This window comes from Luteibacter sp. E-22 (genome assembly GCF_049913125.1).
In the GTDB taxonomy this organism is placed as follows: domain Bacteria; phylum Pseudomonadota; class Gammaproteobacteria; order Xanthomonadales; family Rhodanobacteraceae; genus Luteibacter.
This window is the reverse complement of the sequence record NZ_CP183975.1, coordinates 3,162,137-3,188,811: the sequence shown is the minus strand read 5'-3', so window position 1 is coordinate 3,188,811 and position 26,675 is coordinate 3,162,137. Positions and strand designations below refer to the sequence as shown.

At 65.9% G+C, this 26,675-nt stretch carries 22 protein-coding genes; 7 read left to right on the top strand and 15 right to left on the bottom strand.

All coding sequences use genetic code 11. The annotated features are described in order from the left end of the window. Window positions 1–65 precede the first annotated feature (65 nt). Window positions 66–6,950, top strand: a complete 6,885-nt coding sequence (locus ACN9M2_RS14205) for a beta-1,3-glucanase family protein (protein WP_426285338.1) — start codon at window positions 66–68, stop codon at window positions 6,948–6,950. 79 nt (window positions 6,951–7,029) lie between these two features. Here ACN9M2_RS14205 and yjgA read toward each other — a convergent pair whose 3' ends face one another. Together yjgA and ACN9M2_RS14195 are read right to left on the bottom strand one after the other, a co-directional pair. After that, the gene (yjgA, locus tag ACN9M2_RS14200; RefSeq protein ID WP_426285337.1) at window positions 7,030–7,572 is read right to left on the bottom strand and encodes a ribosome biogenesis factor YjgA; all 543 of its coding nucleotides are present in this window, start codon (window positions 7,570–7,572) and stop codon (window positions 7,030–7,032) included. After that, window positions 7,569–7,814 carry a DUF1653 domain-containing protein gene (locus ACN9M2_RS14195; protein WP_426285336.1) on the bottom strand — a complete coding sequence of 82 codons (246 nt, stop codon included), beginning with the start codon at window positions 7,812–7,814 and terminating at the stop codon, window positions 7,569–7,571. Before ACN9M2_RS14195 ends, yjgA begins: the two co-directional genes overlap by 4 nt. Before the next feature lie 120 nt (window positions 7,815–7,934). Here ACN9M2_RS14195 and pmbA point away from each other — a divergent pair, with 120 nt between their 5' ends. Together pmbA and ACN9M2_RS14185 are read left to right on the top strand one after the other, a co-directional pair. After that, entirely contained in the window at window positions 7,935–9,284 is a 1,350-nt protein-coding gene (gene pmbA / locus ACN9M2_RS14190; RefSeq protein WP_426285335.1) for a metalloprotease PmbA, read from the top strand. A gap of 98 nt (window positions 9,285–9,382) precedes the next feature. After that, window positions 9,383–9,787 carry a DUF4870 domain-containing protein gene (locus ACN9M2_RS14185; RefSeq protein ID WP_426285334.1) on the top strand — a complete coding sequence of 135 codons (405 nt, stop codon included), beginning with the start codon at window positions 9,383–9,385 and terminating at the stop codon, window positions 9,785–9,787. An 87-nt stretch (window positions 9,788–9,874) separates the two neighbouring features. Here ACN9M2_RS14185 and ispA read toward each other — a convergent pair whose 3' ends face one another. From ispA to ACN9M2_RS14160, 5 genes are all read right to left on the bottom strand, one after another. Further along, complete coding sequence (gene ispA / locus ACN9M2_RS14180; protein ID WP_426285333.1) at window positions 9,875–10,777, bottom strand: (2E,6E)-farnesyl diphosphate synthase; 903 nt, start codon at window positions 10,775–10,777, stop codon at window positions 9,875–9,877. After that, entirely contained in the window at window positions 10,758–11,018 is a 261-nt protein-coding gene (locus tag ACN9M2_RS14175; RefSeq protein ID WP_371024822.1) for an exodeoxyribonuclease VII small subunit, read from the bottom strand. The genes ispA and ACN9M2_RS14175 overlap by 20 nt, the downstream gene beginning before the upstream one ends. Window positions 11,019–11,050: 32 nt before the next feature. Continuing rightward, window positions 11,051–12,340, bottom strand: a complete 1,290-nt coding sequence (gene tilS, locus ACN9M2_RS14170) for a tRNA lysidine(34) synthetase TilS (protein ID WP_426285332.1) — start codon at window positions 12,338–12,340, stop codon at window positions 11,051–11,053. Further along, window positions 12,337–13,080, bottom strand: a complete 744-nt coding sequence (locus ACN9M2_RS14165; RefSeq protein WP_426285331.1) for an NYN domain-containing protein — start codon at window positions 13,078–13,080, stop codon at window positions 12,337–12,339. The genes tilS and ACN9M2_RS14165 overlap by 4 nt, the downstream gene beginning before the upstream one ends. Before the next feature lie 78 nt (window positions 13,081–13,158). Next, entirely contained in the window at window positions 13,159–14,118 is a 960-nt protein-coding gene (locus ACN9M2_RS14160) for an acetyl-CoA carboxylase carboxyltransferase subunit alpha (protein WP_426285330.1), read from the bottom strand. Between the two features lie 321 nt (window positions 14,119–14,439). On the opposite strand from ACN9M2_RS14160, the gene ACN9M2_RS14155 reads away from it, so the two are divergent. Beyond that, window positions 14,440–15,081, top strand: a complete 642-nt coding sequence (locus ACN9M2_RS14155) for a hypothetical protein (protein ID WP_426285329.1) — start codon at window positions 14,440–14,442, stop codon at window positions 15,079–15,081. Between the two features lie 23 nt (window positions 15,082–15,104). Next, complete coding sequence (locus tag ACN9M2_RS14150) at window positions 15,105–15,710, top strand: hypothetical protein (protein ID WP_426285328.1); 606 nt, start codon at window positions 15,105–15,107, stop codon at window positions 15,708–15,710. Between the two features lie 37 nt (window positions 15,711–15,747). Here the strand turns inward: ACN9M2_RS14150 and dnaE are convergent, their stop codons facing one another. From dnaE to ACN9M2_RS14110, 8 genes are all read right to left on the bottom strand, one after another. Further along, window positions 15,748–19,293, bottom strand: coding sequence for a DNA polymerase III subunit alpha (gene dnaE / locus ACN9M2_RS14145; protein WP_426285327.1), 3,546 nt, complete (start codon window positions 19,291–19,293; stop codon window positions 15,748–15,750). A 64-nt stretch (window positions 19,294–19,357) separates the two neighbouring features. Beyond that, window positions 19,358–19,942 (bottom strand): NUDIX hydrolase, encoded by a 585-nt coding sequence (locus ACN9M2_RS14140; protein WP_426285326.1) that lies wholly within the window; start codon window positions 19,940–19,942, stop codon window positions 19,358–19,360. 68 nt (window positions 19,943–20,010) lie between these two features. Next, on the bottom strand, window positions 20,011–20,835 hold the full coding sequence (locus ACN9M2_RS14135) for a 5'-3' exonuclease (RefSeq protein WP_426287931.1): 825 nt from the start codon (window positions 20,833–20,835) through the stop codon (window positions 20,011–20,013). Window positions 20,836–20,897: 62 nt separating this feature from the next. Continuing rightward, on the bottom strand, window positions 20,898–21,470 hold the full coding sequence (locus tag ACN9M2_RS14130; RefSeq protein WP_426285325.1) for a nitroreductase family protein: 573 nt from the start codon (window positions 21,468–21,470) through the stop codon (window positions 20,898–20,900). Window positions 21,471–21,619: 149 nt separating this feature from the next. Continuing rightward, a complete protein-coding gene (locus ACN9M2_RS14125; protein WP_426285324.1) occupies window positions 21,620–22,198 on the bottom strand; it encodes a DUF3106 domain-containing protein in 579 nt (192 codons plus the stop codon). Window positions 22,199–22,203: 5 nt separating this feature from the next. Next, on the bottom strand, window positions 22,204–22,575 hold the full coding sequence (locus ACN9M2_RS14120) for a hypothetical protein (protein ID WP_426285323.1): 372 nt from the start codon (window positions 22,573–22,575) through the stop codon (window positions 22,204–22,206). Then, complete coding sequence (locus ACN9M2_RS14115) at window positions 22,572–23,195, bottom strand: RNA polymerase sigma factor (protein WP_426285322.1); 624 nt, start codon at window positions 23,193–23,195, stop codon at window positions 22,572–22,574. The genes ACN9M2_RS14120 and ACN9M2_RS14115 overlap by 4 nt, the downstream gene beginning before the upstream one ends. 98 nt (window positions 23,196–23,293) lie before the next feature. Then, window positions 23,294–23,740 (bottom strand): hypothetical protein, encoded by a 447-nt coding sequence (locus ACN9M2_RS14110; protein ID WP_426285321.1) that lies wholly within the window; start codon window positions 23,738–23,740, stop codon window positions 23,294–23,296. Window positions 23,741–23,931: 191 nt separating this feature from the next. On the opposite strand from ACN9M2_RS14110, the gene sufT reads away from it, so the two are divergent. Beyond that, window positions 23,932–24,489 (top strand): putative Fe-S cluster assembly protein SufT, encoded by a 558-nt coding sequence (gene sufT, locus ACN9M2_RS14105; protein ID WP_371024835.1) that lies wholly within the window; start codon window positions 23,932–23,934, stop codon window positions 24,487–24,489. A 211-nt stretch (window positions 24,490–24,700) separates the two neighbouring features. Beyond that, window positions 24,701–26,539: a M4 family metallopeptidase gene (locus ACN9M2_RS14100; RefSeq protein ID WP_426285320.1), complete on the top strand. Its 1,839-nt coding sequence runs from the start codon at window positions 24,701–24,703 to the stop codon at window positions 26,537–26,539. Window positions 26,540–26,675: the final 136 nt, after the last annotated feature.

Below are 26,675 nucleotides of genomic sequence, written 5' to 3'. Positions count from 1 at the left end.
CCGCTCCAATGAAACGACAACCCACATCACCCGGCAGTATGCAAAGGCGAGCGAGGCTTTCGGCCTTGCTTGCCTTCGCGCTCGTCGGCGTCAGCGCGGCGGCCCAGGCCGTCACGCTCGCGCCGTCGGACCGACAGGACATCAACCTCGGCGCACGGCCCTGGAAGTACACCAAGCAGGCCATCGTCAATCCAAACGACCCGGTGGTATACGCGCCGGTGCCCAACGGCGACGACGGTGCCAACCCGACCTTCAATGACAGTAGCTGGCTGACCGTCGGCATCCCGCATGCGGCCAACGACTTCACCACCTTCATCAACCAGGAATCCGGTGGCGGCCAGGGCAGCCTGGATGGCGAGACCAGCTGGTACCGCGTCAAGCTGACCGATTCGGCGAAGTTCGCCGGCAAGAAAGTGATGGTCGAGTTCGAGGGTGCGCACACGGGTGACCGTGTCTACCTCAACGGCCAGTTCATCCGCGGCACCGGCGTGCTCAACCAGGCGGGCCAGCCAAATGAAAACGCCACCCACGTCATCGGCTTCCTGCCGCATATCGTGGACCTGACGCCGCTGATGAAGTTCGACGGCACCGACGTGCTGGCGGTCAAGGTCAGCCGCAGTGGCGGCGGCTTCTTCGAGGACCCCGGGTTCTCCGGCTCGTTCCGTTTCGGCCAGGCGGAAGCCGGCTTGTTCCGTCCGGTAAAACTGCACGTGACGAACTTCGTGCATATTCCGGAGAACGTCTACGCGGGCCAGAACACATGGGGTACGTACGTCGGCACGCAGAGCATCGCCGCCGACCACAGCACCGCCACCGTTCGCGTACAGACCAATGTCGTGAATGAGACGAAGGACCCGAAGTCCGTCATCCTGACCACGCAGATCGTCGACGCCCAGGGCAACGTCGTGGTGTCGGACCAGCAGCAGAAGACGCTTGCGCCGAACTTCGTTCCCAGTGACCAGACGCCGGTGTTCGACGAGACGCTGACGGTTCCGCATCCGACGCTCTGGTATCCGAACAACAGCCTGGACGGTAAGCCGTACCTCTACAAGGTGCTGCACACGGTCAGTATCGACGGCGTGGTGGTGGACGCGAAGCAGAGCACGCTCGGTATTCGCACCATCACGTGGGACAAGGATTTCCCGTACGTCAACGGAAAGAAACAGTACATGTGGGGCGGCTCCGGCCGTTACGATTATCCGGCGCTGGGTTCCTCGGTACCCGAGGAACAGCAGTGGCGCGACCTGCAGCAGCTTGCCGCCGGTGGTGGCAATCTCTGGCGTCCGGGCCACTCCCCGTCGAGCCCCGAGTTCGTCGAGGCGGCCGATGCGCTGGGCGTGTTCATCGTGCAGCCCAGCGGCGATGGCGAGAACGGTTTCGCCAATCCCTGCGCCGCCGGTGACAAGGCCTGCAACGACATGTGGACGATCAAGCGCGAGGTCCATCGCGACATCGTGATCCGCGATCGCAGCCACCCGTCGATCCTGGCATGGGAACACGACAACGGCGCGATGTTCACGCCGTTTGCGGTGGAGCTGCGTGCCCTCGCGCGCTCGTGGGACAACATCGCCCCTCGTGCCGCCGCCGACCGCACGCCCGATGCCGCCAATGGCGACATCCTCAGCTGCTCGAAGGCAGGGTGTGAGACCTACCTGCACTCCACGGAATTCCCGAACAAGCCGGCATGGGGCGCGGAATACTGGGGGCCGGGCACGTTGCGCCACTCGTACGACCACGAACTGGCGTTCGCCTTGAACTACCTCGTGCCGTATTCGCAGGCGCGCAAGGTGGGCACCTTCGGCATGGCACAGTGGTACATGTCCGATACCCCGGGCGAAGTCATCGAAATGGTGGAAGGCCTCGAGGACGGTACCCACTGGGTCTACCAGCGTGACGCGAACGGCGACATCGCCAACCACCCCGACGGGAATCCCATCAAGGCGTTCCGTCACAACGTCCGTGGCAACAACGCGTCGATGACCGATGCGAATCGTTTTCCACGCATGCTGTACTACATCTACGAATCGGTCTGGGTGCCTTACGAACTCCGTCCGGTCGTCAAGCTGGCGCACCACTGGAACCGCACGGGCGATATCCAGGTCAACGCGTTCAGCAACTGTCCGAAGGTTCGCCTGCTGATCAACGGTGTGCCTCAGGGGCTCGACCAGACGCCCAACACCTGGGATACGATCGACGATGCGTCCTATAACGCCGAGAACGGCGCGGTGGACGAACTGACCGGCAAGATCGTCGGCTCCGACAAGGCGCAGATGACCACGAAGCTGCCCGGCCAGGTCCATTGGAACGTGACATGGCAGAAGGGCAGCGCGACGGCCCAGTGCCTCGACGCGGTGGGCAACGTACGCACCGACGACAGCGGCAATCCGGTGACCGATACGGTGACGACCGCGGGGGTGGCCGATCACATCGAACTGGATGTGGTGCCGGCGGTGGTGAAGCCGGATGGCACGCGCTTCCAGGTGACCGCGAACGGCTCGGATGCCGCCTTCATCGTCGCCAAGGTGGTCGATGCCAATGGCGTCGTCGTGCCGGACGCGTCGCAGAAGGTGTCGTTCGACGTGGTGTCGGGTGCGGACATCGTCACCTACCAGGGCGGCACGCAGCAGTACGTCGACTACAGCGCCGGCCTGCAACCGGGCGAGCAGCCGGCCAACCCGGGCGTCTACATTCCGGAGCCGCTGCACAGCTATCACTCGCCGGGCTCGCACGAGTTGCAGTTCGAAGGCGGCCTGCAGAAGATCGCGCTGCGCTCGAAGTTCGCGGCCGGCCAGGTCACGGTGACCGCCTCGGCACCGGGTCTGCTGACGGGCTCCGCGACGTTCAACATCGTCGACGTGCCTGCCGCGCCCACCGTCTCCGGTCCGCCGGCCATCATCGCGCAACCGATCGGCCAGCAAGTGACCGTCGGCGATGTCGGCCGCTTCTCCGTGACGGCCTCGGGCGCTCCGCCGCTGACCTTCACCTGGAAGAAGAATGGCGTCGAGATCCCGGGTGCGACGGGTGCCAGCTACACCACCCCTGCCACGACGTTGGCGGACGACAGCTCCACGTACTCCGTCGTCGTCCACGGCCAGGGACCGGACCAGGAGTCGGCGCCGGCCACGCTGAAGGTATTCCCTTTCAGCCAGGTCGTGATCTCGGCCCAGCCGCAACCGCAAAACGTGGATGAGGGCCAGAGCGCCCACTTCCAGGTCGCGGCATCGGGGTCGCCGACGCTGACCTATCAGTGGATGAAGAACAACGCGCCCATTCCGGGTGCGACGAACCCGAGCTATGACACGCCGACGCTGAGCGTGGCCGACAACAACGTCGGGTACTCCGTGGTCGTCAGTAATTTCGGCAGCTCGGCCCCATCGATCACCGCTCCGCTCACCGTGAACGCGGCGCGCCCGCCGGTGGTCACGGGAACGATGGCCGACGTTCGCGCCAACCCCGGTCAACCGGCCATCTTCGATGTATCCACGCTGGTGGCCGGCACCTCGCCGTTCCACTACAAGTGGTCGCACGACGGTACGCCGGTCGGCGACGACCTGCCGACGCTGACGATTCCGTCGGTGCAGCCCGGCGATGTCGGCACGTACACCGTCTCGGTGAGCAATATCACCGGCACGGCGGCGACCACCTCCGCCAAGCTCACCCTGGCCCCGCCGGGTGCGAACCTGGCGCGTGAAAAGGCGACGCTTGCATCGGAAGTGGAAAATCCACAGGGCACGGCGGCGTGGCAAGCCGTCGATGGCGACGAGACCACGCGGTGGGGTTCGAAGATCGGCGACGACAAGGCGTTCATCACGGTCGACCTCGGCTCCTCGCGCACGTTCAACCGTGTCGTGTTGAAGTGGGAGAACGCGCACGCCAGCTCGTACGAGATCCAGTACTCGGATGATCCGAACACCGGTTTCGATACCCATGTCGCGTACCACACCGACACGAGCATCGGCGGCACCGAGGATGTCACCTTCGACAAGCCGGTCACCGGACGTTATGTCCGCATGCAGGGCATCGCACGCGCCACGGACTACGGTTACTCGTTGTACGAGTTCGAGGTGTACAACTCACCCACCTGCTGCAACCTGACCGACCGTTACACGACGACGACCGGTTCCAACCTCGTGACCGACACCCTGAGTGGCCTGCAGTGGGACCGCATCCAGCGCGGCTTCTCCGACCAGGGCGCGCAGTTCACGCAGTCGGTCGCGATCTCGACCTGCACCGCGGCGAGCATGCGCTTGCCGACCGTCGCCGAAGCGCTGGCCATCGCCGGCCAGAACTATTCGACGGCGGCGTTCCCCGGTGCCTGGACGACCTGGACGGAAGGCAAGGACCCGAACGATTCGACGTTCGCCTTCCAGGTGAACTCGACCGGCGACGTCCATCGCGAAGTGGCGGAGAACAACCCGGGCCACGTGCTGTGCGTGAAGGGAGCCAAGGCGGTTGCCCCGATGATCACCGGCCAGCCGTCCGGCCAGAAAGCGGGCGTCGGCCGTTCGGCGCACTTCGCCGTGACCGCGACGGGCGTGGGCCCGTTGACGTACGACTGGTACGCCGTGACCAAGGACGCCAACGACCAGGACGTCCTGTCCCTGCTGTCGAGCACGGCCGACGGCACGTACGCGACGCGAGCCCTCACGGCCGCGCAGAACGGCAGCGTGCTGCGTGTGAACGTGGTCAGCGCCCAGGGGATCACGACGGCGAGCGACGATGTGACGCTCACCGTCGACAACTCCACCGACGGCTTCGACCCGCCGGCATGGGCTGGCCCGGCTCCGCAGCAACCGCAGCAACCGGGTGATGGTGGTGGCAGCAATCCGCCCAGCCCGGGCACGCCGGGAGATGGCAAGGGTGGCGTGAACATCGCCCTCGGCGCCATCGCGTCGTCGCACGTCGATCCCGAGCGTGGCGACCTGGATGCATCCAAGGCGGTCGATGGCGACTTCACGACCCGCTGGAGTTCGGCGCCGGGCATCGACCCGACCGACCTGGTCCTGAACCTCGGTACCCCGAAGACCTTCGACCACGTGATCCTGCGCTGGGAAAACGCCTATTCGAGCTCGTACACGCTAGATACCTCCAACGACGGCCAGACCTGGACCCCCGTGTTCAAGGACCCGATCGTCGGCAAGGGTGGCGTGGACACGCAGACGTTCACGGCGGTGACCGCCCAGTACGTGCGTATCAACAGCACGGCGCGCGCCACCGGCTACGGCAACTCGCTGTTCGAGTTCGAGGTCTACCAGGCCGCCACCACGTCGCAGCCGCAACAACCGGTGGGCGACCAGCCGCAGCAGACCCAGCCGCAACAACCCGACGTGGGTGTTCCCGCCACGGGCAATCTCGCCCTGAAGAAAACGGTGCTCGCGTCCGACAGCGAGAATGCGGTCGCCTTCAAGCCAGAGAACGTGAATGACGGCGATGCCGGGACACGCTGGTCTTCGGGTTTCACCGACGACCAGTGGATACAGGTCGACCTCGGTTCGGTGCAGGTGATCGGCAAGGTGGTGTTGTCGTGGGAGAACGCGCATGCGCTCGCCTACCGCATCGACACCTCGATCGATGGCAAGACCTGGACGCCGGCTTACGACAACGAGAACAGCCAGGGTGGTGTGGAAACCGTCACCTTCCCGGCCAGATCGGCACAGTACGTGCGCATGACGGGCTTGAAGCGTTCCAGCCCCTATGGGTACTCGCTGTGGGAAATGGGCGTTTACGCTGCCGATGGCAGCGGCGACACCGGCACGCCGCCGGAGAACCCCCAGGCCAACGATCCGTCGCAGGGCTTCAACTACGAGACGTACCCGGGCTTCATCGGTACGCAGCTGCGCAACACGACCAACGGCAAGTATCGCGACGACCAGATCTACGTCGCCGTGATCGGCCGCGATCCGACCTCGCAGGTATTCTCGTGGGTCAAGCCGGACGGCACGCTGACCGCTGCCGCGGTGGAAGACAACGATGGTCCGGGGCATCTGACCAAGAACGGCCAGAACTATCCGAACTACTTCTTCACCCTGGCGCAAGCCAAGTTGCTCAAGCTGCCGAAGATGGACTCGGGCCGGATCTTCGTGTCGATCGGTGAGCCGATGTACATCAAGATCCTCAAGGCAGCCGACGGTTCGATCGGTTTCGCGGGTCCGAATCCGCTCAACGGCACCGACCCGAACATCGGCGTGTACTACGACTGGTATGAGTTCACCTGGAACGACAACGCCATCTTCATCAACACGACGCAGGTCGACCAGTTCTCGATCCCGTTGTCGCTCGATGTGTATGGCGGGGACAAGACGAGGCACGAATCGTCGGGCATCACGCAGACGCGCGCGCAGATCTTCGCCCAGTACAACCAGGAGGTGCCGGCCGAGTTCCAGCTGGCGGAAGCCGATCCGATCCGCATCCTCGCGCCGGGCAAGGCGGCGTTCGATGCCGGGCAGCCGCAGGGCCACTACTTCGACGACTACATCGACCGGTCGTGGACGTACTACCAGGACCACGTGCTGCAGATGACGATCGGCAACAAGCAGTTCGAAGGTACCGTGATCGATGGCGTGTTGACCTTCACCCACACCAACTGGGCCGACACGCACGAACCGGACGAGCAGGCAGGCATGCTGTTCAAGGTGGCCAAGCCCAACACGCAGGACGTACTCGAAGGCAAGGGCGCTCTGGCCCGGTCGAACGATCCCTGGGGCGTGGAAGGCCAGCTAGAAGCGCAGATCTGCGCCGCGTTCAACCGTCACGTGATGGAAGACACGACGCTGTGGAAGGATTCCGGCTCGTTCTACCAGCAGTCGCCGGCCAACTACTATTCGCGCTTCTGGCACCTGCATGGCGTGAATGGCAAGGCCTACGGTTTCGCGTACGACGATGTCTCCGACCAGAGCTCGACGCTGATCGAGACCCAGCCGGAGCATCTCGAACTCGGGATCGGCTTCTAAGCGGTAGCCGGTAAAACCGGTAGAAAAAGAAAAGGGCGGTGGAGAAATCCATCGCCCTTTTTCATGACCCGGCGCGGGCTTATTCCCCCGGTGAAGCGGCTTCCAGCTCTTTCAAGATCCGGTACAGCTCACGGAACGCGTGCAGTGGCTTGTTCGCCTCGCGTTCGGCCTTGGCCTGGCGAACCAGCGAGCGCAGGTGCTGGCGGTCGAGGTCCGGGTACTGGTCGAACAATTCGCCGAGGGCGACATCGCCACCTTCCATCAGGCGTTCGCGGCGTGCCTCCAGGCGATGCATGTGCGCGGCTTCCTGCCGCTGGCGGTCGCGATCTTCGCCCAGCGCGGCGCGTGCATCGGTGAAGGCCTCGTCGCCATGCCGACGCATCTGCTTGGCGAGGAAGGCCAGCTGGCGCTTGCGTGCGATATGCGCGGTGATTTTCCGCGTCCGCCCGATTTCCTCGACGATGTCATCCGGCAAGTTCAGTTTCGGAATCCGGCTCGGCGGCAATTCCATGAGCTGGCCAGCCAGTTTCAGGATGTCCAGAGCATTGCGGCGCTTCTCGCTACGGCTCGGGCCGAAATCCTCCTCGTCCCCGTCGTGTGGGCGGTCGTCGACAGGCTTCATGGCTGGGCATCCGTGATGGGCTTGAAATCCGCTTCGCGCTCGAACGTGAAACGGGGGAAGGTCTTGCCGTCGCGCTCCACCGTCTCGGCGAACATCGCGGCGGGACGCACCCACAGGCGGTGCTGGTCGTAGAGGTCCTGGTAGAGAACCATTTCCTCCATCGACTCACTGTGCAGGGCGGTACCCAGCACCCGGTAGGGCATGCCCTTGAAATGGCGGTAGTAGCCGACACGGACGCTCATACGGTATTTCCATGGCACCATGCGCGGTGCGTTGCTTTTGATCGGGTGACGCGACCCCATCTGTATCGGGTCGGCCGCGTGCGGCCTGCCATTCTAACCGCCTGCCCCCGGGATGCCCACGTGAGCCAAGTTGCCACCCTCGACACCAGCCACCAGGACCTCGACCGCCTAGCCAGCCTGGCCGAGGACACGATCCGCCGTGCCCGCGCCGCGGGGGCGAGTCAGGCCGAGGTTTCCGCCAGTGTCGACGTGGGCCTGAACGTGAACGTGCGCCTGGGCGAGGTGGAGACGGTGGAACACACGCGTGACCGGGGTTTCGCCCTGACCGTGTATTTCGGCCAGCGCAAGGGCTCCGCGAGCACCGCCGACCTCAACCCGGACTCGATCCAGGCGACCATCGACCAGGCTTGCGCCATCGCGCGGTTCACCGAGGAAGACCCGGCGTCGGGCCTGGCGGACGCCGATCGTATGGCCACGTCGTTCCCGGATCTGGACCTCTGGCATCCGTGGGACATCGACGTGGACGGGGCCATCGCCCTGGGCCAGGAGATCGAGGAAGCCGGCCGCGCTGTCGCCGGCATCACGAATTCCGACGGTTCCAGCGTGAACGCGGGACAAAGCCTTTCCGTCTATGCGAATTCGCATGGTTTCCTCGGTCGGGAGCGCGGCACCCGTCATTCGCTGTCGGTGGCGCTGATCGCCGGCGACGACGACGGCATGCAGCGCGATTACTGGTACGACAGCGTGCGCCATGCGGGCGATTTCATGGACGCTGCCGCGATCGGCCGCAAGGCCGCCGAACGCACGCTGTCGCGCCTTGGTTCACGGCGCATCGGTACCCGTCAGGCGCCGGTACTGTTCGCGCCGGAGGTGGCGCGCTCGCTGCTCGGTCATCTCCTGGGCGCCGTGAGCGGGGGTTCGCTGTACCGCCGATCGAGCTTCCTGGTGGATCACGCGGGCAAGCAGATCCTGCCATCGTGGTTCCGTATCGACGAGAAGCCATTGATTCCCCGCGGCCTCGGCTCCTCGGTATTCGACGCCGAAGGCGTGGCGACGCTCGATGCACCGCTCGTGGTCGACGGCGTGCTGCAGCGTTACATACTCGGCAGCTACTCCGCGCGCAAGCTGGGCCTGACGTCCACCGGCAACGCGGGAGGCGTACACAACCTCTTCGTGAAAACGGGTGGCGACGACTTCGCCGGCATGCTGCGCAAGCTGGGCACCGGCTTGCTGGTGACCGAGGTGATGGGGCAGGGCGTGTCGATCGTCACCGGCGACTACTCGCGTGGGGCCTCGGGCTTCTGGGTCGAGAACGGCCAGATCGCGTATCCGGTCGAGGAGATCACCATCGCCGCCAACCTGCGCGACATGTACGCGAACCTCGTGGCGGTGGGTTCGGACGTCGACCGCCGGTCGCATATCCTCACCGGTTCCTGGCTGGTCGAGAAGATGACGATCGCCGGCGAGTAATCGCCTGGAAGGGCGGGCCACCCATGTGCCGCAAGTCGGCTTGACAGGCGGCCGGGCGAATCGGACAGTGGGCGCGACATCGCCCACGGAGTTCCGCCATGAGTACGCCGTCCGATCAAGTCCCGCCGTCGCCCCCGCCGTCCCCGCCGCCGTACGAGCCCACCGATCCCGTGGCGCCCAACACCGACGACAAGAACATCGCGATGCTGACCCATCTCTCGGGAATCATCTTCAGCATCATCGTGCCGCTCATCGTCTGGCTGGTTCACAAGGACCGCGCCGAAAAGAGCTACCTGGTGACCGAGGCCAAGGAGGCGCTGAATTTCCAGATCACCGTGCTGATCGGCTATGTGATCTGCTGGGTGCTCGCCTTCGTCGTCATCGGCGCGTTCCTGACGCCGCTGCTGTGGTTGTTCAACCTTGTGTTCTGCATCATCGCGGCGATACGGGTGAGCCAGACCGGTACCTACCGATATCCGTTCGCGTTGCGCCTGATCGCCTGACTGCTTTGCCTCGAGGCTTTTGGTGGGAGCCGGCTCCCACCACGGGTCGGCTCCCACCTTGAGCGACTGCCACCGGTGAAACGGGGATCAGTGGCCGCGGTGTGCGGAATAGCGTGCCAGGTCGGCCAGCCATTCACCGCGTTCGCCCAGCGGCTCGATGGCTTCGAGGGCTTCGTCGACAAGACCGGCGAGACGCACGCGCGAGGCGTCGAGGCCGATGACCGATGGAAAGGTGGGCTTGTCGGCGGCGGCGTCCTTGCCCGCCGTCTTGCCGATCACGGCGGACTCACCCTCGACATCGAGGATATCGTCGCGGACCTGGAAGGCGAGGCCGACGGCATGGCCGTAACGATCCAGGCGGGAGAGCATGCCGGCATCCGAGCAACCGGCGGCGAGCGCGCCAAGGCGGATCGACGCCCGGATCAACGCACCCGTCTTGTAGGCATGCATGCGCTCCAGTTCGTCGAGCGAGAGTCGCTGGCCGACGCCGGCGAGGTCGAAGGCTTGTCCCCCCGCCATGCCCTCCGCGCCACAGGCGGCGCCCAGGGCGCGCAGCATGGCGATGCGTTGGTCGGCGTCACCGCCGCCATGTGGCGTGGCGAGGATTTCGAACGCCAGTGCTTGCAGGGCGTCGCCGGCGAGGATCGCCATGGCCTCGCCGAACACGATGTGGCAGGTGGGCCGGCCACGACGCAACGCGTCGTCGTCCATCGCGGGAAGATCGTCATGCACCAGCGAATAGGCGTGGATGATCTCCACCGCGCAGGCCGGTGCGTCCAGGATCGTGTCATCACATCCCAACGCATGGCCCGCCGCATAGACGAACAGGGGGCGCAGACGCTTGCCACCGCCGAGCACGGCATAACGCATCGCCCGGTGCAGGTCGCTGGGTGGGAGGTTTTCGGCGGGCAGGGCGCGTGCGAGCGCGTCGTCGGCCCGGCCGACCAGCGCCCTGAGGGGTGCCGGCAGGTCAGTCGATGTGGGAGTCAAAGGGTTCGGCGGTATCGGGGGCTTCAGGATCGAGCAGCAGGCGCACACGCAGTTCCGCCTGTTCCAGCGCGGTCTGGCAGTGCCGGTAGAGACCGATGCCGCGCTCGAACGACTTCAGGGATTCGTCGAGGCTGAGCTCGCCGCCTTCCATGCGGGTGACCAGCTGTTCGAGCTCGTCCAGCGAGTGCTCGAATTCGGCAATCGAGGAGGCGGGAACGGGGGTGGCGGGGGACTTCGGCATGGCCGCAAAGCTAGCTCACATGGCGGTTTCGATCAATCGCCGCGGTGCCACACCGGTCGTCCGCCAGCCTCGTCGAACAGGCTTTTCCCTTCGTCATTTAGCCACTTGTCGGCGACCGCGACGAGGTGGCCATCGGCCTCCACCAGGGGAATTCGTGGACGTTCCCAAGGGGGTACGGCCGCTTGCTGGAACAGGTCCCGCAGTTCGCGAGTGTGTTTGTCGCCATGGGGGCGAAGGGCTTCGCCTCCATGCCGGTAACGCACCGTCACGGCGCGGGCAAGCCTGCCGTGGGACAGGGAGAGCATGCCGCCGCCGGGAAGCGCGAGCGGCTCGCCGTGCCATGAGGACGACCAGTCGCCGTCGAAGTCGCCGCGCCGAGGCATGGCCCAGAGGCGGCCCTTCCAGACGCGCACTTCGGTGCCACCCCAACCGACCAGGGGCAGGCGTTCGGCGGCGGCCTCGCGGACTTGACGTTCGAGCGCCTCGCGTTGCGCGGTGGTCGGTGCGGAAAGGCCCGCCTCATGGAGCCAGTGTTCCAGCAAGGGGGCTCGCCATGCCGGCGGCAGGGCGAGCCAGCCGCCGGCGTCCAGCGTGCCGTGCTCGTCGCCCAGGCGGAGCAGGGCGTCCATCCAGGCCTCGCGGAGGTTGTCCGCCGCCTCCCGGCACAAGCGGGCACCATGCGCGATGCTGGTGGCCGCCTGGGGCCAGCGGGCGGTCAACGCGGGAAGGATCGTGGCGCGCAGATAGGCGCGCGCGATACGCGGATCGTCGTTGGACGGGTCGTGGATGACGCCCAGCCGATATTCCTCGACGTGGTCGAGCAGGGCCGTGCGCGGCAGGTCGAGCAAGGGGCGCCACAACATGCCCGCGCCCAGCGCGCGTCGTTCGCGCATGCCGGCGAGGCCTTCCGGACCGGCGCCACGCAGCAGTTTCAGAAGGACGGTTTCCACCTGGTCGTCGCGATGATGGGCCAGCACCAGCTGCTCGCCCGGCCGGAGCGATGCCGCGAACGCGGCGTACCGTGCGCGACGTGCCGCGGCTTCGATACCTTCGCCTCGTGTCAGGTCGACCGCCACGCGGATCACCTCGCAGGGCGTTTCCAGCGATTCGCAGAACCGGCGGCAATGCAGGGCCCACGCGCCGCTTTCCGCGTGCAGTCCGTGGTCGACATGAAGCGCGCGCAACAGGGGGCGGCGTGTCCGGCTGGCAAGCGCGTGCAGCAGCGCGGTGGAATCGGGGCCGCCACTGTAGGCGACGACGAGCGGTGCGTCTTCCGCCTCATGCAGTGAACGATCGAGATGATCGGCCAGCGATACGCTCATTTCGCCTTGCCGCGCATGCGCACGTAGAGATGCTTCGCGTTACCGAACTGGCGCTCCTCGACCTCGAACAGGCCGATGCCGTTGATGAGCCCGCTCAGCTTCGAATAACCGTAGTTGCGCGAATCGAAATCGGGCGAGCGCTTGCTGAGGATGCTGCCGATGCCGCCGAGCGCGGCCCAGCCGTTTTCATCGGATGCGGCTTCCACCGCGTTGCGCAGCAGGTTCATCAACTTGGTGTCGCCGCGCAGTTCGTGCGCGCTCCTGGGCGCGGACACGACCTCGTTCTCGTTCTGCTCGGTGCCCACCAGCACTTCCGTGTAGATGAACTTGTCGCACGCCGAGACGAAGGCCTTCGGGGTTTTCTGCTCACCGAAGCCGTAGACGATGAGGCCGGCTTCGCGGATGCGCGAGGCGAGGCGCGTGAAATCGCTGTCGCTGGACACGATGCAGAACCCGTCGAAGCGTTCCGCGTAAAGCAGGTCCATCGCGTCGATGATCATCGCCGAGTCGGTCGCGTTCTTGCCCGAGGTATAGGCGAACTGCTGGATCGGCTGGATCGAATGATCGAGCAAGGCGGTTTTCCAGCCGTTGAGGTTGGGCCCCGTCCAGTCGCCGTAGATGCGCTTGACGTGGGCCGTACCGTATTTCGCTACCTCGGCGAGCAATCCGTCGACGATGGCCGGCCTCGCGTTGTCGGCGTCGATCAACACGGCGAGCTTCTGGGTGACGTCATTGGCCATGGCGGGCTCCGGTGTCGGCGGTCAGCCGATGGTACGCGCTAGCCGTGCGGCCCGTCCCCTTCGGCTCCACCGCCCGTTTCAGCCCTCGCTGAATGCGCCGTAGGCACGCAGGCGCTTGTAGCGCCTTTCCAGCAATTCGTCGGTGGACAGGGTTTCCAGCTCGTCGAGTTCGTTGAGCAGGACGGCCTTCAGGCGGATCGCCATCGACTGGGGATTGCGGTGCGCGCCGCCGAGCGGCTCACGGACGATCTTGTCGATGAGGCCGTTCTCGAGCAGGCGCGGCGCCGTGAGGCCCATGACCTCGGCGGCGTCCTTGGCCTTGTCGGCGCTCTTCCAGAGGATGGAAGCGCAGCCTTCCGGCGTGATGACCGAGTAGGTGGAGTACTGCAGCATCAGCGTGCGGTCGCCCACGCCGATGGCCAGCGCGCCACCGGAACCGCCTTCACCCGTGACCGTGCAGATGACCGGAACGCGAAGGTCCGCCATTTCGAGCAGGTTGCGCGCGATGGCTTCCGACTGGCCGCGTTCCTCGGCGTTGATGCCCGGCCATGCACCCGCCGTGTCGATGAAGGTGAACACGGGAATGTGGAAACGCTCGGCGAGCTTGAACAGGCGCAGGGCCTTTCGGTAGCCCTCGGGGCGCGGCATGCCGAAGTTGCGCTTCACCTTGGACTTGGTGTCGCGACCCTTCTGGTGGCCGACGATCATGATCGAGCGGCCATTGATCCGGGCCAGGCCGCCGACGATGGCCTGGTCGTCGGCGAACATGCGATCGCCCTTGAGTTCGTGGAATTCCTCGCACATCGCCTGGATGTAATCCAGCGTGTAGGGCCGTGCCGGATGACGCGACACCTGGCTGACCTGCCAGGGCGTCAGGTTGCGGAAGATCTCGGCCGTCTTGACCTTGAGCTTCTCGCGCAGCCGGCCGACTTCCTCATCGATATTGAACGCCTGGCCGCTGCTGGCGTGGCGAAGTTCTTCGATCTTCGCCTCCAGCTCGGCGATGGGTTGTTCGAAATCGAGGAAATTGGGATTCATGGGCAGCGGTGGTTCGGAAAGACCCGACAGTATACCGGGTGGCGCAAGGCCCCGGCGTGCGCCGGGGTACGGATTGTCCCCCCGCCCCCTAAGTGATTGAACGGCAAGTCCTCGATGAGGACGCGGACCGTGAGGCTTCGCCCTGGGCGGTAATGAAGGGGCGCCCTGAATTGCGTGTGGGTTCTGGCCTTGCAAGCTGTCGGACGCGCCCACGGCGCCGCGTGAATTTGCTGGAATGCGGGCCGCTTGCCAGTCATAGGCAGGCATATGCGGCGCCACGGGATGGTCGCCGCCAAATCCCCTAAGGAGAACCCCACCACGATGAAGAAGAACCTGTTGGTTTGTTCCGCCCTGCTGTCCCTCATGCCGGGCGTGGGTGCCGCGCAGTCGTCCGTCGACTTCACGGGCGGCACGCTCATGGATTCGCTATGCACAGACGCTACCAGCGGTTTCCACTGCACGGTCGACCTGCGCAACGGTGATTTCGAAGCGCCGATCAACGCCACGGATCCGTACCGCTGGCAGTTGGAGGCACCTCGGGGCACACGTTTCCCTTATTTGGGAAGGACCCCCGATTCGCGGACGCTGGCATTGCCAGGCAGGGGCGCCAAGGCGTGGGCGGAGGCGCCGCTCCCGCCGGTTGCGGCGAGCGCCGAACTTCAGGAGCACAGCTACACGCTGCGATTGCGTGCGCGGGGCTCCGGCCCCATGCCTGCCGACGTGGCGATGACCTTGCTCGTTACGGGACCGGGGGAGCCTGACGGCGGCCGCGAGCTCGCCACGGTGACTCATTCCGTGGGCTGGGAATGGGAGCCGCTCCATCTCAAGGTCCACCGCCTTGCCGTGGCCGCACCAGCGCGCTTGAGCGTGCGTATCGAGCGCACGGACGGCAACACGCCCACGATGCTCCAGGTCGACGATGTTCGCATCCTGCGCGCGCCGGCGGACCCGTGGAATCACTGATGCCAACCATTCAAGGAAAGATCATGCGTTCGTTCAAGTCGCTGCTGCCGCCCCTCGCCATGGGCCTTTGCACTCTTGCCCTGCCGGGCTCCGCTTTCGCCGGCAACGGCTCCGATCCCTCGCGCCTGCCGCCATGCCACTCGTTCGCTGGCGCGGATGCCTGCCTCTTGCCGGTGGAAAACAGCCGCTTCGATTCCCTGGAAGGATGGACGCGTGCGTCCGGGTTGCCGAACATCGGTTACGACGAGGATGGCAATCCCTACGCTGCGCTTTACACCGGTGCGAGCATTCGTCAGGCGGTCTATGCGCATTTCGGCAAGGCGCCGCAGGACGTGGCGTATGCTCTTCACTTCCGGGTCCGTTCCGATAACGGCGATAACCAGGTCAGGGCGATGCTCTCCATGAGCGACGCCACCGGCGAGCACCTACTGCCCATCGGATCGACCATGGCGACGGCCCGCAAGGGTGAATGGAGCACGGTGGAGCTGGTCGTGAACGGTGCCCCGTTCGCCGCGCCGGCGCACGTCATGCTTGAGATCGCCAGTGAGGGCGGCAACCACGACACCGTGCAGGTGGACGACGTCCATCTCGTCGAGTCACGGGATGCCGGCGCACTTCCACGCCGTTGATGTCGGCCGCGATCCGGGCAGTTGCCCGGATCGCGGTTCAATCGGCCGGGCGCACCAGGCGCAATTCGGTACCCAGTACGCCCGGCAACGTACGCAGCGTACGCATGAGATCGGGCAGCGCACGAACGCGCCATGCGTCGCCCAGTTCGAAGCTGGCCTGGCCGACGGTGTTGCGGTAGCCGGCCAGCAGTAGAGGCGTGCGTCCGCCGCGGTAGCCCATGAGGGCCTGGCGCAGGTGTTGCGGGAAATCGGGGCCGACGCCGTTGAGTTTCAGTGTGAGCAGGCGGCCGAAGTGCTCCATCGCATCGGCGAGCGAGTAAGCCTTGCGGGCACGTAGCTGGTAGCCCCCGGCGAAGTCGTCGATGCGCAGGCCGCCCTCCACAACGATGAGATTGCCTCGCGTAAGCAAGGGTGCCGCCTCGGTGAATACTTCACGGAAGAAGCTGGTTTCCAGCAGGCCGGTCGCATCCTCGATCTGCACGAAAGCATCGCTGTCGCCGCGCTTACGCATGCCCACGACCATGCCTGCGACCGTCCACGGCGTTTCCGGTCCGCGCCGGAAGCGGCTGGCGTTGTCGTCATCGTCGTTGCGACGCGGCTTGGGTGGCTGGTAGCGCTGTGGGATCTCGCCGATCGGGCAACTGGAAAGCTGCGCCAACTCCGCCTTCCAGGGATCGGTGGGATGGCCGGAGAGGTAATGGCCGAGCGTGTCGTGCTCGCCTTGCAGCAATTGTTCGAGCGGCCACTCGGGCACCGCTCCCGACAATTCGATGAGGCTGGGCGCCTCGGCGGCGCCGAAGGCATTGCCGAAGATGTCGACCTGGCCGGACGCGCGGTTCTTCGCTTCCTGGTCGGCGGCGCGCATCGCTTCGGGAATGTGCATAAGCAGCGTGGCGCGGTTCTCGCCAAGGGCGTCGAGCGCGCCGGACTGCACGAGGGCTTCCATCGTGCGCTTGTTGAGCTTGTTCGAGCCGACGCGCTGGCAGAAATCGACCAGTCCGCGGAAGGGCCCTTTCGCCTTGCGCTCGGTGACGATCTCCTCGCAGATGCCCTGGCCCACGCCCTTGATCGCGCCCAGACCGTAACGGACCACGCGGGGTTCCACCGCTTCGAACATCCAGTCGGAAGCGTTCACGTCCGGCGGCAGCACCGTGATGCCGATCGCGCGGGTTTCCTCGAGGAAGGTGACGGCCTTCTCGGTGTTGTCCATGTCCGACGAGATCGTCGCGGCCATGAACTCGGCGGGGTAGTGCGCCTTCAGCCACGCGGTCTGGTAGGAGACCAGCGCGTACGCTGCCGCGTGCGACTTGTTGAAGCCGTAACCGGCGAACTTTTCCATGAGGTCGAAGATCGCGTCGGCTTTCTCGCCGTCGATCCCGTCCTTGGCGGCACCTTCGCGGAACGTCGCGCGGTGCTTGACCATTTCCTCGGGCTTTTTCTTGCCCATCGCGCGGCGCAGCAGGTCGGCGCCGCCGAGCGTGTAACCGCCGACGATCTGCGCCATCTGCATCACCTGCTCCTGGTAGACCATGATGCCGTAGGTCTCTTTCAGGATGGGCTCGACGCGCGGATCCGGGTATTCCACCGGCTCGCGACCGTGCTTGCGGGCGCAGAAGCTGGGAATCAGGTCCATCGGACCGGGCCGGTACAGTGCCACCAGCGCGATGATGTCCTCGAAGCGGTCGGCCTGCGCGTCCTTGAGCATGCCCTGCATGCCGCGCGATTCGAGCTGGAAGACGGCGACGGTCTGCGCCTTCTTCAGCAGGTCGTAGACCTTGGGATCGTCCAGCGGGAGCGCTTCGATCACCAGCGGCTCGACGCCTTCCCGCTCCCGGCGCTTGTTGATTGCCTTCACTGCCCAATCGATGATCGTGAGCGTGCGCAGTCCGAGGAAGTCGAATTTCACGAGGCCGACGGCTTCGACGTCGTCCTTGTCGTATTGCGTGACGACGCCTTCGCCGCCCGGTTCGCAGTAAAGCGGGGCGAAGTCGGTCAGTGGCGTCGGCGCGATGACCACGCCGCCCGCATGCTTGCCGGCGTTGCGGGTGAGGCCTTCGAGGCTCAGCGCGAGGTCGATGAGCTGGCGCGGTTCCTCTTCCTGCTCGTAGACGTCGCAGAATTCCTTGACGATGCGGTCGGGTTCTTTCCTGGATTTTTCCGTGCGACCGAGCGCGTCGCCGAGGGTGAGGTCGAGCGGCCGGTTGGGGATCAGCTTGGCGAGCCGGTCGACCTGCCCATAACCCATGCCGAGCACGCGACCGGAGTCGCGGAGCACTGCCTTCGCGGCCATCGAGCCGTAGGTGATGATCTGGCTGACGTGATCGCGTCCGTACTTGCGCGATACGTAGTCGATCACCTCGTCACGGCGATCCATGCAGAAGTCGATGTCGAAGTCGGGCATCGACACGCGTTCCGGGTTGAGGAATCGCTCGAAGAGCAGCTCGAACTGGAGCGGGTCCAGGTCGGTGATCTTCAGTACCCAGGCGACCAGCGAGCCGGCGCCGGAACCGCGGCCCGGCCCCACCGGGATGCCGTTCTGCTTACCCCAGTTGATGAAGTCCGCCACGATCAGGAAGTAGCCGGGAAAGCCCATCCCGATAATGACGTCGACCTCGCGGTCCAGGCGGGCCTGGTAATCCTCCAGGGTTTTCCCCGGTGCCAGCGGGTGGTTGCGCAGGCGCTCGTCGAGCCCCAGCTGCGCCTGCTCGCGGATGTACGTGTCGAGGGTATGGCCGTCGGGCACCGGGAAGTTCGGCAGGTAGTACGTGCCGAAGCTCAGCTCCAGGTTGCAACGCTTCACCAGTTCGACGGTGTTCTGGAGCGCTTCGGGAATGTCGGCGAACAGCGCCTCCATGTCCTCGGGCGACTTGAAGTACTGATCTTCGCTGTAGTCGCGCGGACGCTTCGGGTCGGCGAGGACGCGTCCCTGGTTGATGCAGGTGCGCGCTTCGTGCGCCTCGAAACCGTCCCGCTCGAGGAAGCGCACGTCGTTGCTGGCGATGACCGGCAATTCGTACTCGCCGGCCAGCGCCATGGCTGCGCGCACCCAATGTTCCTCGTTCTCCCGGCCGGTGCGGGTGAGCTCCAGGTAGAGGCGATCGGGGAAGAGGCGGCGCAGCGACTCGAGGCGTGGGCCGGCGGCGGTCAGGCCCGCACCGAGGGCGACCCGCGCCACTTCGCTTTCGCGCCCGGCGATCGCGATCAGGCCACGCACGCTCTCCGGGTGCATCCAGGCGGCGTCGACCAGCGCGCGGCCCGTACCCTGGCCTTCGCGCCACGCGCGGGAGACCAGTCGGGACAGGTTGAGGTAACCGTCGCGATCCTGGCAGAGCAGGGTGAGGCGCCAGGGGCGCGGGTCGTCGGGGCTGGACACCCAGATATCGCAGCCGGCGATCGGCTTGATGCCGGCCGCGGTGCACTGCTTGTAGAACTTCACCAGGCCGAACAGGTTGTTCTCGTCGGTCAGTGCGACCGCCGGCATCCCCGCACGCACGCAAGCGGCGACCAGCTGCTTGATGCGGATGGTCGAATCGACCAGCGAATACTCGCTGTGCAGGTGGAGATGGGCGAAACGGACGGACATGGGCGACGCCGGACAAGGCAGAGGGAAGGCTACCCGTGGGAGCCCGGCAGGACAAGAATTGACATCAACGCATGTGGGCCTCGGGGTGATCGATGAACCAGAGCCCGGCGAACAGCTTGGCGTCGATGGAGAACCCCTCCTTGGCACGGTCGAACAGCCATTTGCCGGCCTCGGCGCGCGGAACCTCGTGGACGATGATGTTCTCGGTCTCGTCTCCTCCGCCCGCACCGACGCGCACCAGGTCCCATGCCCGCACGAAGGCGATCATCTCGGTGCTCATGCCAGCCGACGAGGGGCCTTCGTGAACGAACTCCAGGTGGCCACAGCGATAGCCGGTTTCTTCCTCGAGTTCACGACGGGCCGCGATCAGGACGTCTTCGTCCTCCGCGCCGACGATGTCCCCGACCAGGCCGGCCGGCATCTCGATGGTGTTCGCGAGGATGGAGACGCGGTATTGCTCCACGAAGACGACCTTGTCGTCCGGTGTCACCGCCAGGATGATCACCGCGCCCCCGGCGTTGTTGCGCACGGCGTATTCCCAGCGCCCGCGCTTCTTCATGGTCAGCCATTTGCCCTGGTACAACGTTTCCTCGGGCGCGGCGGCGTCTTCGGGCACGGGCGATGCGTGAGGCAGGGGACCGGTCGGCATGGGTGGGCTCCTTGAGGGGACGGCGAAGTATCCGCACAAGAGTATCGTGCCCGTGTGACGTCGGGGGATCAGATCAGCGCGCGCAGCCTCGTGCGTGTCAATGGGCCGAAGCGGATGCGCTCGCACAGTTCGTCGATGGCCGAAGCGTCGCCGGCGCGCCGGCTGAGCGCGTCGGCCGTGTCGGCCACGGCGATATCCAGTGCGATGCGCGTCAGGCGGCGGCATAGCAGGGCCTGGTCGGCGTGCTCGCGCAGGCGGACGGCGCAGGCCGCGGCGCCACGTATGCGCAGGTAGGGCACTTCGTCGATGCGTTCCAGGACGGCGTCGAGGCTGCCGAAATGACCGAGCAGCGCGGCGGCGGTCTTGGCACCGATCCCCGGAACGCCGGGAATGTTGTCCACGGCATCGCCGCACAACGCGAGATAGTCGGCGACCTGGTGCGGATGCACGCCCATGCGTTCGAAGACACCGGCGGCGCCCCAGCGAACGTTCTTCGCGAAATCCCATTGCTCGTCGAACTCTCCGAGCAACTGGCCGAAATCCTTGTCCGCCGAAACGATCACGCCGCGGAATCCGTGTGAACGCAGGCCCCAGAGGGCGCTGCCGATGAGGTCGTCGGCCTCGTACTGGTGGTCGTTGAGCACCGTGAGCCCGAGCGCCGCGGCGATCTCGCGGCACAACGCGAACTGGCGCACGAGCTGGGGCGGCGGCAGGTCGCGGTTCGCCTTGTAAGCCGGGTAGATCGCGTTACGGAACGAGGTGGTGAGCGATGCGTCGAACGCCACGGCGATGTGTTCCGCGCGGCTGCGCTCGAGCAGCTCGCAAAGGAACCGGGTGAAGCCATGCACCGCGTTGACCGGTTCGCCGTCGTGGTCGTGGAATTCGTCGGGCATCGAGTGCCAGGCGCGGAAGACGTAGAGGCTGCCGTCGACCAGGTGGACGAGTGAATCGCCGCTCACGGTTCCCACGTGCTCACGATGTCGTCGTAGGCGGGCCGATCGCGCTCGGGTGCCTCCATGGCGGGCGTGCCGACATGGATGAACCCGATGACGTGTTCGTTCTTCTTCATGCCGAGCAGCTTCGCCACGTCGCGGTCGTAGGCGGCCCAACCGGTGAGCCACTGCGCGCCGTAGCCCAGGGATTGCGCGCCAAGCAGGATGTTATAGGCGACGCAGCCGGCAGCGAGGTTTTGTTCGAGCTCGGGAACCTTGCTGTCTTCGTCGATCCTCGCCGAAACGACCAGCACCAGTGGCGCGTGCTCGTAACGGCGCTGTTCTTTTTCGCGCTTCGCTTCGGACAGGTCGGGATTCGCCTCCATGGCGCGCTTTGCCAGCTTGCGCCCGAAGGCCAGCTTCGCTTCGCCACGCAGGATGCGTACGCGGAATGGATCGAGCTTGCCGTGGTCGGGCACGCGGATGGCGGCCCCGAGCAGGTGGCGCAGCGTGGCGTCATCGGGAGCGGGTTCGCCGAGCTGGCGCGAAGGCACCGAGCGGCGGGCGTCGAGGAAAGCCAGGGCGGTCAAGGTCATCGCCCTAGTTTACCTTGGTGGGCCCCGCTCCTGCTCGGCAGCCGCTGCACTGGTGGGAGCCGACTTTGTCGGCGATCCCGCGGCAGCGGGCCAGGTTGAGGCAAGCACCCATCGCCGACAAGTCGGCTCCCACGGGGCTTGACGGACCGTCAGTCGCCGGGAGGCGGCCTGGGGCCATCCGGCGGTGGCCGGTGCCCATCGGGCGGCGGCGGGGGTGGCGGCAATGCGTCGTTCGGGCCCAGGTGGTCGATCGCTTCGCGTTGCTGCTCGGGCGACTGTTGCCGCCACTTGTCCATCAGCTGGCGGCGCTGTTCCGGCGGGAGATTGCGGAAGCGCTCGAAGGCATCGTGCAACTTCGCGCGCTGCTCGGGCGTGAGGTCCTGGAACTTCTGCCGGTTCCTGCGCGCTTCGGCACGTTCCTCGGGTGTCATGTGCTGCCACCGCTCGATGCGCTCGCGGATTTCCGCACGGCGTTCCGGCGGCAGGCCGCGCCAACGCTGCGCCTTGTCGAGCATCCTCGACTGGCGTTGGGGCGGAAAACCATCCCATTCGCCGGCAAGCGGCGCGAGGATATCTTTCTCGTCGGCCGACAGCGCGCTCCAGGGACGCGGCGGTGGGAGTGGCTCTCCTTCGCCCGGCGGCGGGGGAGGCGGGCGATCCTGCGCCGATGCGGCCAGGGGGGCCGTCAGTGCGAGAAACATGGCGAGGACAAGCGGAACGCGGCGCATGGGAATCACTTGCGGGACGAGGACGGGGTGTCGTTGTAAGCCAGCCAGCTATAGAACTGGAGGTCCTTGTACAAGGCCGGATCGGCGACATCGGCATCCGGCGGCAGGTCGTTCGGGTCGGCATCGGCCGCCTGCCGGGCGGCGGGCGGCGTCGAGGGTGTCACGCCGGGCTGCCAGACCATCAGCGTGGCCAGCGCGAGCACCGCGAACGCACCCGCCGGCAACATCAGGCGCCGTACCGGCGACTCGGCAGGCTGGGCCAGCGCGGTGCGGCGGGCGGCGCGCAGGCGGCCGGCCACTGCCGGATCCACGTCACGGCTGGCGCGCAGGTACAGGTCCCTGGCGCGGCGTTCGAGTTCCCGATCGTGCTGGCTCATCGCCATGCCTCCAGTTGGTCGCGCAGCGCATGCATCGCGCGCGAAAGGTGAGTCTTCACACTGCCGTCGGAGCAACCCATGGCTGCCGCCGTCTCGGCCACGTCCAGGCCTTCCATGATGCGAAGCGTGAAGGCTTCGCGCTGGCGTCGGGGCAGGTTGCGCACGGCGGCCACGATATCCGTGAAAGCCTGTGAGTCCTGCAACCGGGCCGAGGGGTCCGGGCTGTCGTCGGCCGGCTCCCAACTCGGCAGGTCGTCGCCGTCGTCGTCCTTGCCGCCGCCCAGCCAGCCCACCACGATCGAGCGCACCTTGCGCCGGCGTTGCAGGTCGATGATGCGCCTGCGCAGGATGCCCCAGAACAACGGGGTCCATTCCTCCGCGGGCTTCCCGCCGTAATGGCGGACCAGCCGCAACATGGCGTCCTGCACGGCGTCCAGCGCGTCCTCCCGGTTGCCCAGGTGGATCTCGGCCATGCGCCAGGCGCGGCGCTCGATAGATGCGAGGAAGGCATCCATGCTCGCGGGCACCTCGCGCAGGTCGTCGAGCGATGCGCTGTCGATCGCGATAGAGGCGTTCACGGCCTTCCCCGCGTCGTCGGTCTTCGCATCCTCGTGCTCCATACGGCCTGGTCTACTCCGGTAAACGCGGTCGGCGACCGCCGGTTGACTGCTTGTTTCGCGCAATATCTTCCGGGGCAAGGGATTTACGGCTTATGAAGTCAATGAGCGCGACGCCCGCGAGCGCGCAGGGGCCAGGCGACAAGGGCCGCCAGTACCGCGCCCGCCAGGGCCAGAACGATGTCCCCCGGACCCTGCGCCAGGCGGGCCAGTTCGATCAGCATGGCCGGCCCGGCATCGCTCATGGCCTGGGCCAGACCCACGCCCATCATTCCCGAAATGGACGCGGCAGCCACCAGGCAGGCCGTGTAGGCGGCGGCGATCAAGGTGGCCAGGGCGGCCAGCAGCGCCCCCGCGGCACCGCGGATACGCAACCAGCGACGCACCACCACGCCCAATATCCAGCCGGCAGGCAGCACCAGGGCGGGCAAGGCGCGGCCGAACATCATCGACGGCACCATCCAGACGGCGCCCACGGCGAAGCCGAACATGACGGCGCAGAGGAGGCCGAAAAGGAAGCCGGAGAGGTGAATACGCTCAGCCGGCATGGGTATCGGTCAGGTCGCGCATGGGATCCTGGATCGGGCAAAGCGGCCATGATAGCGGGCGGGAAGGCGCGGCGCTCTTGAGGGCGCAGGCCGCAGCCCCGACGTTAGAGCCGGTAGACGCTTACCGCCGGCCCACGGCGGGCGCATAATCGACGACTTTGCGGCCGCGGCGCGGCCTTCACAGGACAGCAATGAGCGGTTTCAGCCTCAGCAGCGAGCCCTTCACCCTCGAACGTGACTGCCAGGCGGTCATGGTTCCGCAGGGCGAGACGGTGACGCTTCCGGCCGGGCAGATCGGCTACATCACCCAGGCGCTGGGTGGTAGTTTCACCGTGTACGTGGAAGGCAACCTGTTCCGGATCGCGGGGAACGACGCCGATGCACTGGGCAAGGAACCGCCCAAGGCCATCGAACTGGACGACGACGCTTCCGACGAGGACGTCGAGAAACTGGTCTGGCAGCAACTCCGCACCTGCTTCGATCCTGAAATCCCCATCAACGTGGTCGAGCTGGGGCTCGTCTACGATGTGACCCTCGAAACCACGGACGAGGGTGCCCGCCGCGCCTACGTGAAGATGACCCTGACCGCGCCCGGTTGCGGCATGGGCGACATCCTCGTGGACGACGTGCGCACCAAGCTCGAACTCATCCCGACGGTAGTTGAGGCGGACGTCGACCTCGTCTTCGATCCGCCCTGGAACCATTCGATGATGTCGGACGCGGCGAAGCTCGAAACCGGGATGCTCTGACGCCGCCTGCGTCGCATTTTCCTTCGGCCTAGGGAAATCCCTAGGTAGTCGACCGCGAAATCTTGCGCTAGGTTGACCGTGACTTGCGGCGGGGAGGCCGCCAAGTCGGAACAAAACGGGCATCGCGCTGCGGCGCGAATTCATATCGTTCGGAATGTGGTCCCCACGGCCGCAATGGCTTCGTGCGGCCCATTCCCGTAGGAGGAACGTAATGGCAAGTCATTTTCGCTTGAAACTCCTGGTCGCTTCGCTGGCTATCGCGGCTACTTCGGTGGCCACGGCCGGCACCGAGCAGGCGCTCCGTGCGCAGAACCTCGGAGCCGTCCCTGCCAATCAGTTGGCGGCAAAGCTCGGCCTTTCCGCGGACAATTCGTTCGTGGCCAGGAATGCGCTGCCGACGGTGAAGGGAACCCAGACGGTACGCATGCAACAGACGTTCAAGGGCGTGCCGGTCTATGGACGCAGCATCGCCGTGGAGCAGGACGCTCAGGGCAATGCGCTGGTCGCCAATGGCGTCGTCACCTCGGACCTGCAGGTCGATCTCACCTCGGTGACGCCGAAGATCGATCAGGCCAGCGCGATCGCCTTGCTGACCAAGCAGGCGCGCACGCTGGGCGCGGCGACGGTCAAGCCTGAAAACGCCAAGGCCGACCTCTACGTGTATCCGGTGGACGGTGCTCCGGCGCGCCTCGTATACCTGACCTCGTTCTTCTCCGGCGGCGATCGTCCCACCCGTCCGACCGCGATCATCGATGCCAACACCGGGCAGGTGATCGAGCAGTGGGAAGGCCTCACCAATGCCGAGGTGGATGCGACCGGCCCGGGCGGCAACCAGAAGGTCGGCCAGTACACCTGGGGAGCGAACGGCTTGCCTGCGTTGCGCGTGACGCAATCCGGAACCACCTGTACGGCGCAGAACGCGTACGTGAAGTCGTACAACATGAAGAAGGCCACCTCCGGCAGCGGCACGTTGTGGAGCTTCACCTGCTTCAACTCCAGCGGCGATGCGGTGAATGGCGCCTATGGCCCGATCAACGACGCCCATCACTTCGGCGGCGTGGTCCATGACATGTACACCGCCTACACCGGCGCGGCACCGTTGAACCAGGTGCTGATCATGAAGGTGCACTACGGCAACAACTACGAGAACGCGTTCTGGGACGGCAGCTCGATGACGTTCGGTGACGGCGCCAGCACGTTCTATCCGCTGGTCGCGCTCGATGTCACTTCGCACGAGATCAGTCACGGCTACACGGAACAGCACTCGAACCTCGCCTACAGCGGCCAGTCCGGCGGCATGAACGAGGCCTATTCGGATATCGCGGGTGAAGCGGCCGAGTACTACGACCGCGGCAGCAACGACTTCCTGGTCGGCTCGGACATCGTCAAGACCAGCGCCGGCATCGGCGACGCCTTGCGCTACATGTGCAACCCGACCCAGGACGGCGGCTCGATCGACAACGCGGCCGATTACTACAACGGCCTCGACGTGCATTACTCCTCGGGTGTGTACAACAAGGCCTTCTGCGTACTGGCCAAGAAAACGGGTTGGGACACGGTCAAGGCATTCAAGGCCTTCGCCCGTGCCAATGCCCTCTACTGGACAGCCAGTTCCAACTTCAACAGTGGCGCATGCGGCGTGGCGAGCGCGGCAACCGACCTGGGCTATTCGGCGACCGACGTCGCCGCGGCGTTCACGGCGGTGGGCGTGACCTGCTCGACCGGTGGCGGCGGCGGCACGCAGTTGCAGAACGGCGTGGCCAAGACCGGCCTGGCGGGAAGCTCGGGTACCGAGCTCAGCTATACGGTCGTCGTCGCGGCCGGTGCGTCGAACCTGTCCATCGTCACCAGTGGTGGCACGGGTGATGCGGATCTCTACGTGAAGTTCGGCTCCGCGCCGACGACCTCGAGCTACAACTGCCGTCCGTACCTCAACGGCAACAACGAGACCTGCACGTTCGCGGCACCGCAGGCTGGCACCTACTACGTCAAGGTCCGTGGCTATACCACGTTCTCCGGCGTCTCCCTAAAGGCGACCTGGACGCCGTAAGCGACGGCATCGACGTGCGTTCGACGAGGCCCGGGCGCTACCGCCCGGGCCTCTTTCGTTTGCACTGGCTTTTCCTACGCGTCCCCGCGGGCAGGGTCGGGTAGGCGCTCCATCGTCGCGGCCTTACGTTCGTTCG

Excerpts from the sequence above, each read along its gene's own strand:
- yjgA (WP_426285337.1), bottom strand. The coding sequence starts at position 7,572 with ATGAAGCCTGTCGACGACCGCCCACACGACGGGGACGAGGAGGATTTC.
- ACN9M2_RS14195 (WP_426285336.1), bottom strand. The coding sequence starts at position 7,814 with ATGAGCGTCCGTGTCGGCTACTACCGCCATTTCAAGGGCATGCCCTAC.
- ACN9M2_RS14185 (WP_426285334.1), top strand. The coding sequence starts at position 9,383 with ATGAGTACGCCGTCCGATCAAGTCCCGCCGTCGCCCCCGCCGTCCCCG.
- ACN9M2_RS14175 (WP_371024822.1), bottom strand. The coding sequence starts at position 11,018 with ATGCCGAAGTCCCCCGCCACCCCCGTTCCCGCCTCCTCGATTGCCGAA.
- tilS (WP_426285332.1), bottom strand. The coding sequence starts at position 12,340 with ATGAGCGTATCGCTGGCCGATCATCTCGATCGTTCACTGCATGAGGCG.
- ACN9M2_RS14165 (WP_426285331.1), bottom strand. The coding sequence starts at position 13,080 with ATGGCCAATGACGTCACCCAGAAGCTCGCCGTGTTGATCGACGCCGAC.
- ACN9M2_RS14160 (WP_426285330.1), bottom strand. The coding sequence starts at position 14,118 with ATGAATCCCAATTTCCTCGATTTCGAACAACCCATCGCCGAGCTGGAG.
- ACN9M2_RS14155 (WP_426285329.1), top strand. The coding sequence starts at position 14,440 with ATGAAGAAGAACCTGTTGGTTTGTTCCGCCCTGCTGTCCCTCATGCCG.
- ACN9M2_RS14150 (WP_426285328.1), top strand. The coding sequence starts at position 15,105 with ATGCGTTCGTTCAAGTCGCTGCTGCCGCCCCTCGCCATGGGCCTTTGC.
- dnaE (WP_426285327.1), bottom strand. The coding sequence starts at position 19,293 with ATGTCCGTCCGTTTCGCCCATCTCCACCTGCACAGCGAGTATTCGCTG.
- ACN9M2_RS14140 (WP_426285326.1), bottom strand. The coding sequence starts at position 19,942 with ATGCCGACCGGTCCCCTGCCTCACGCATCGCCCGTGCCCGAAGACGCC.
- ACN9M2_RS14135 (WP_426287931.1), bottom strand. The coding sequence starts at position 20,835 with ATGCCCGACGAATTCCACGACCACGACGGCGAACCGGTCAACGCGGTG.
- ACN9M2_RS14130 (WP_426285325.1), bottom strand. The coding sequence starts at position 21,470 with ATGACCTTGACCGCCCTGGCTTTCCTCGACGCCCGCCGCTCGGTGCCT.
- ACN9M2_RS14125 (WP_426285324.1), bottom strand. The coding sequence starts at position 22,198 with ATGCGCCGCGTTCCGCTTGTCCTCGCCATGTTTCTCGCACTGACGGCC.
- ACN9M2_RS14120 (WP_426285323.1), bottom strand. The coding sequence starts at position 22,575 with ATGAGCCAGCACGATCGGGAACTCGAACGCCGCGCCAGGGACCTGTAC.
- ACN9M2_RS14115 (WP_426285322.1), bottom strand. The coding sequence starts at position 23,195 with ATGGAGCACGAGGATGCGAAGACCGACGACGCGGGGAAGGCCGTGAAC.
- ACN9M2_RS14110 (WP_426285321.1), bottom strand. The coding sequence starts at position 23,740 with ATGCCGGCTGAGCGTATTCACCTCTCCGGCTTCCTTTTCGGCCTCCTC.
- sufT (WP_371024835.1), top strand. The coding sequence starts at position 23,932 with ATGAGCGGTTTCAGCCTCAGCAGCGAGCCCTTCACCCTCGAACGTGAC.
- ACN9M2_RS14100 (WP_426285320.1), top strand. The coding sequence starts at position 24,701 with ATGGCAAGTCATTTTCGCTTGAAACTCCTGGTCGCTTCGCTGGCTATC.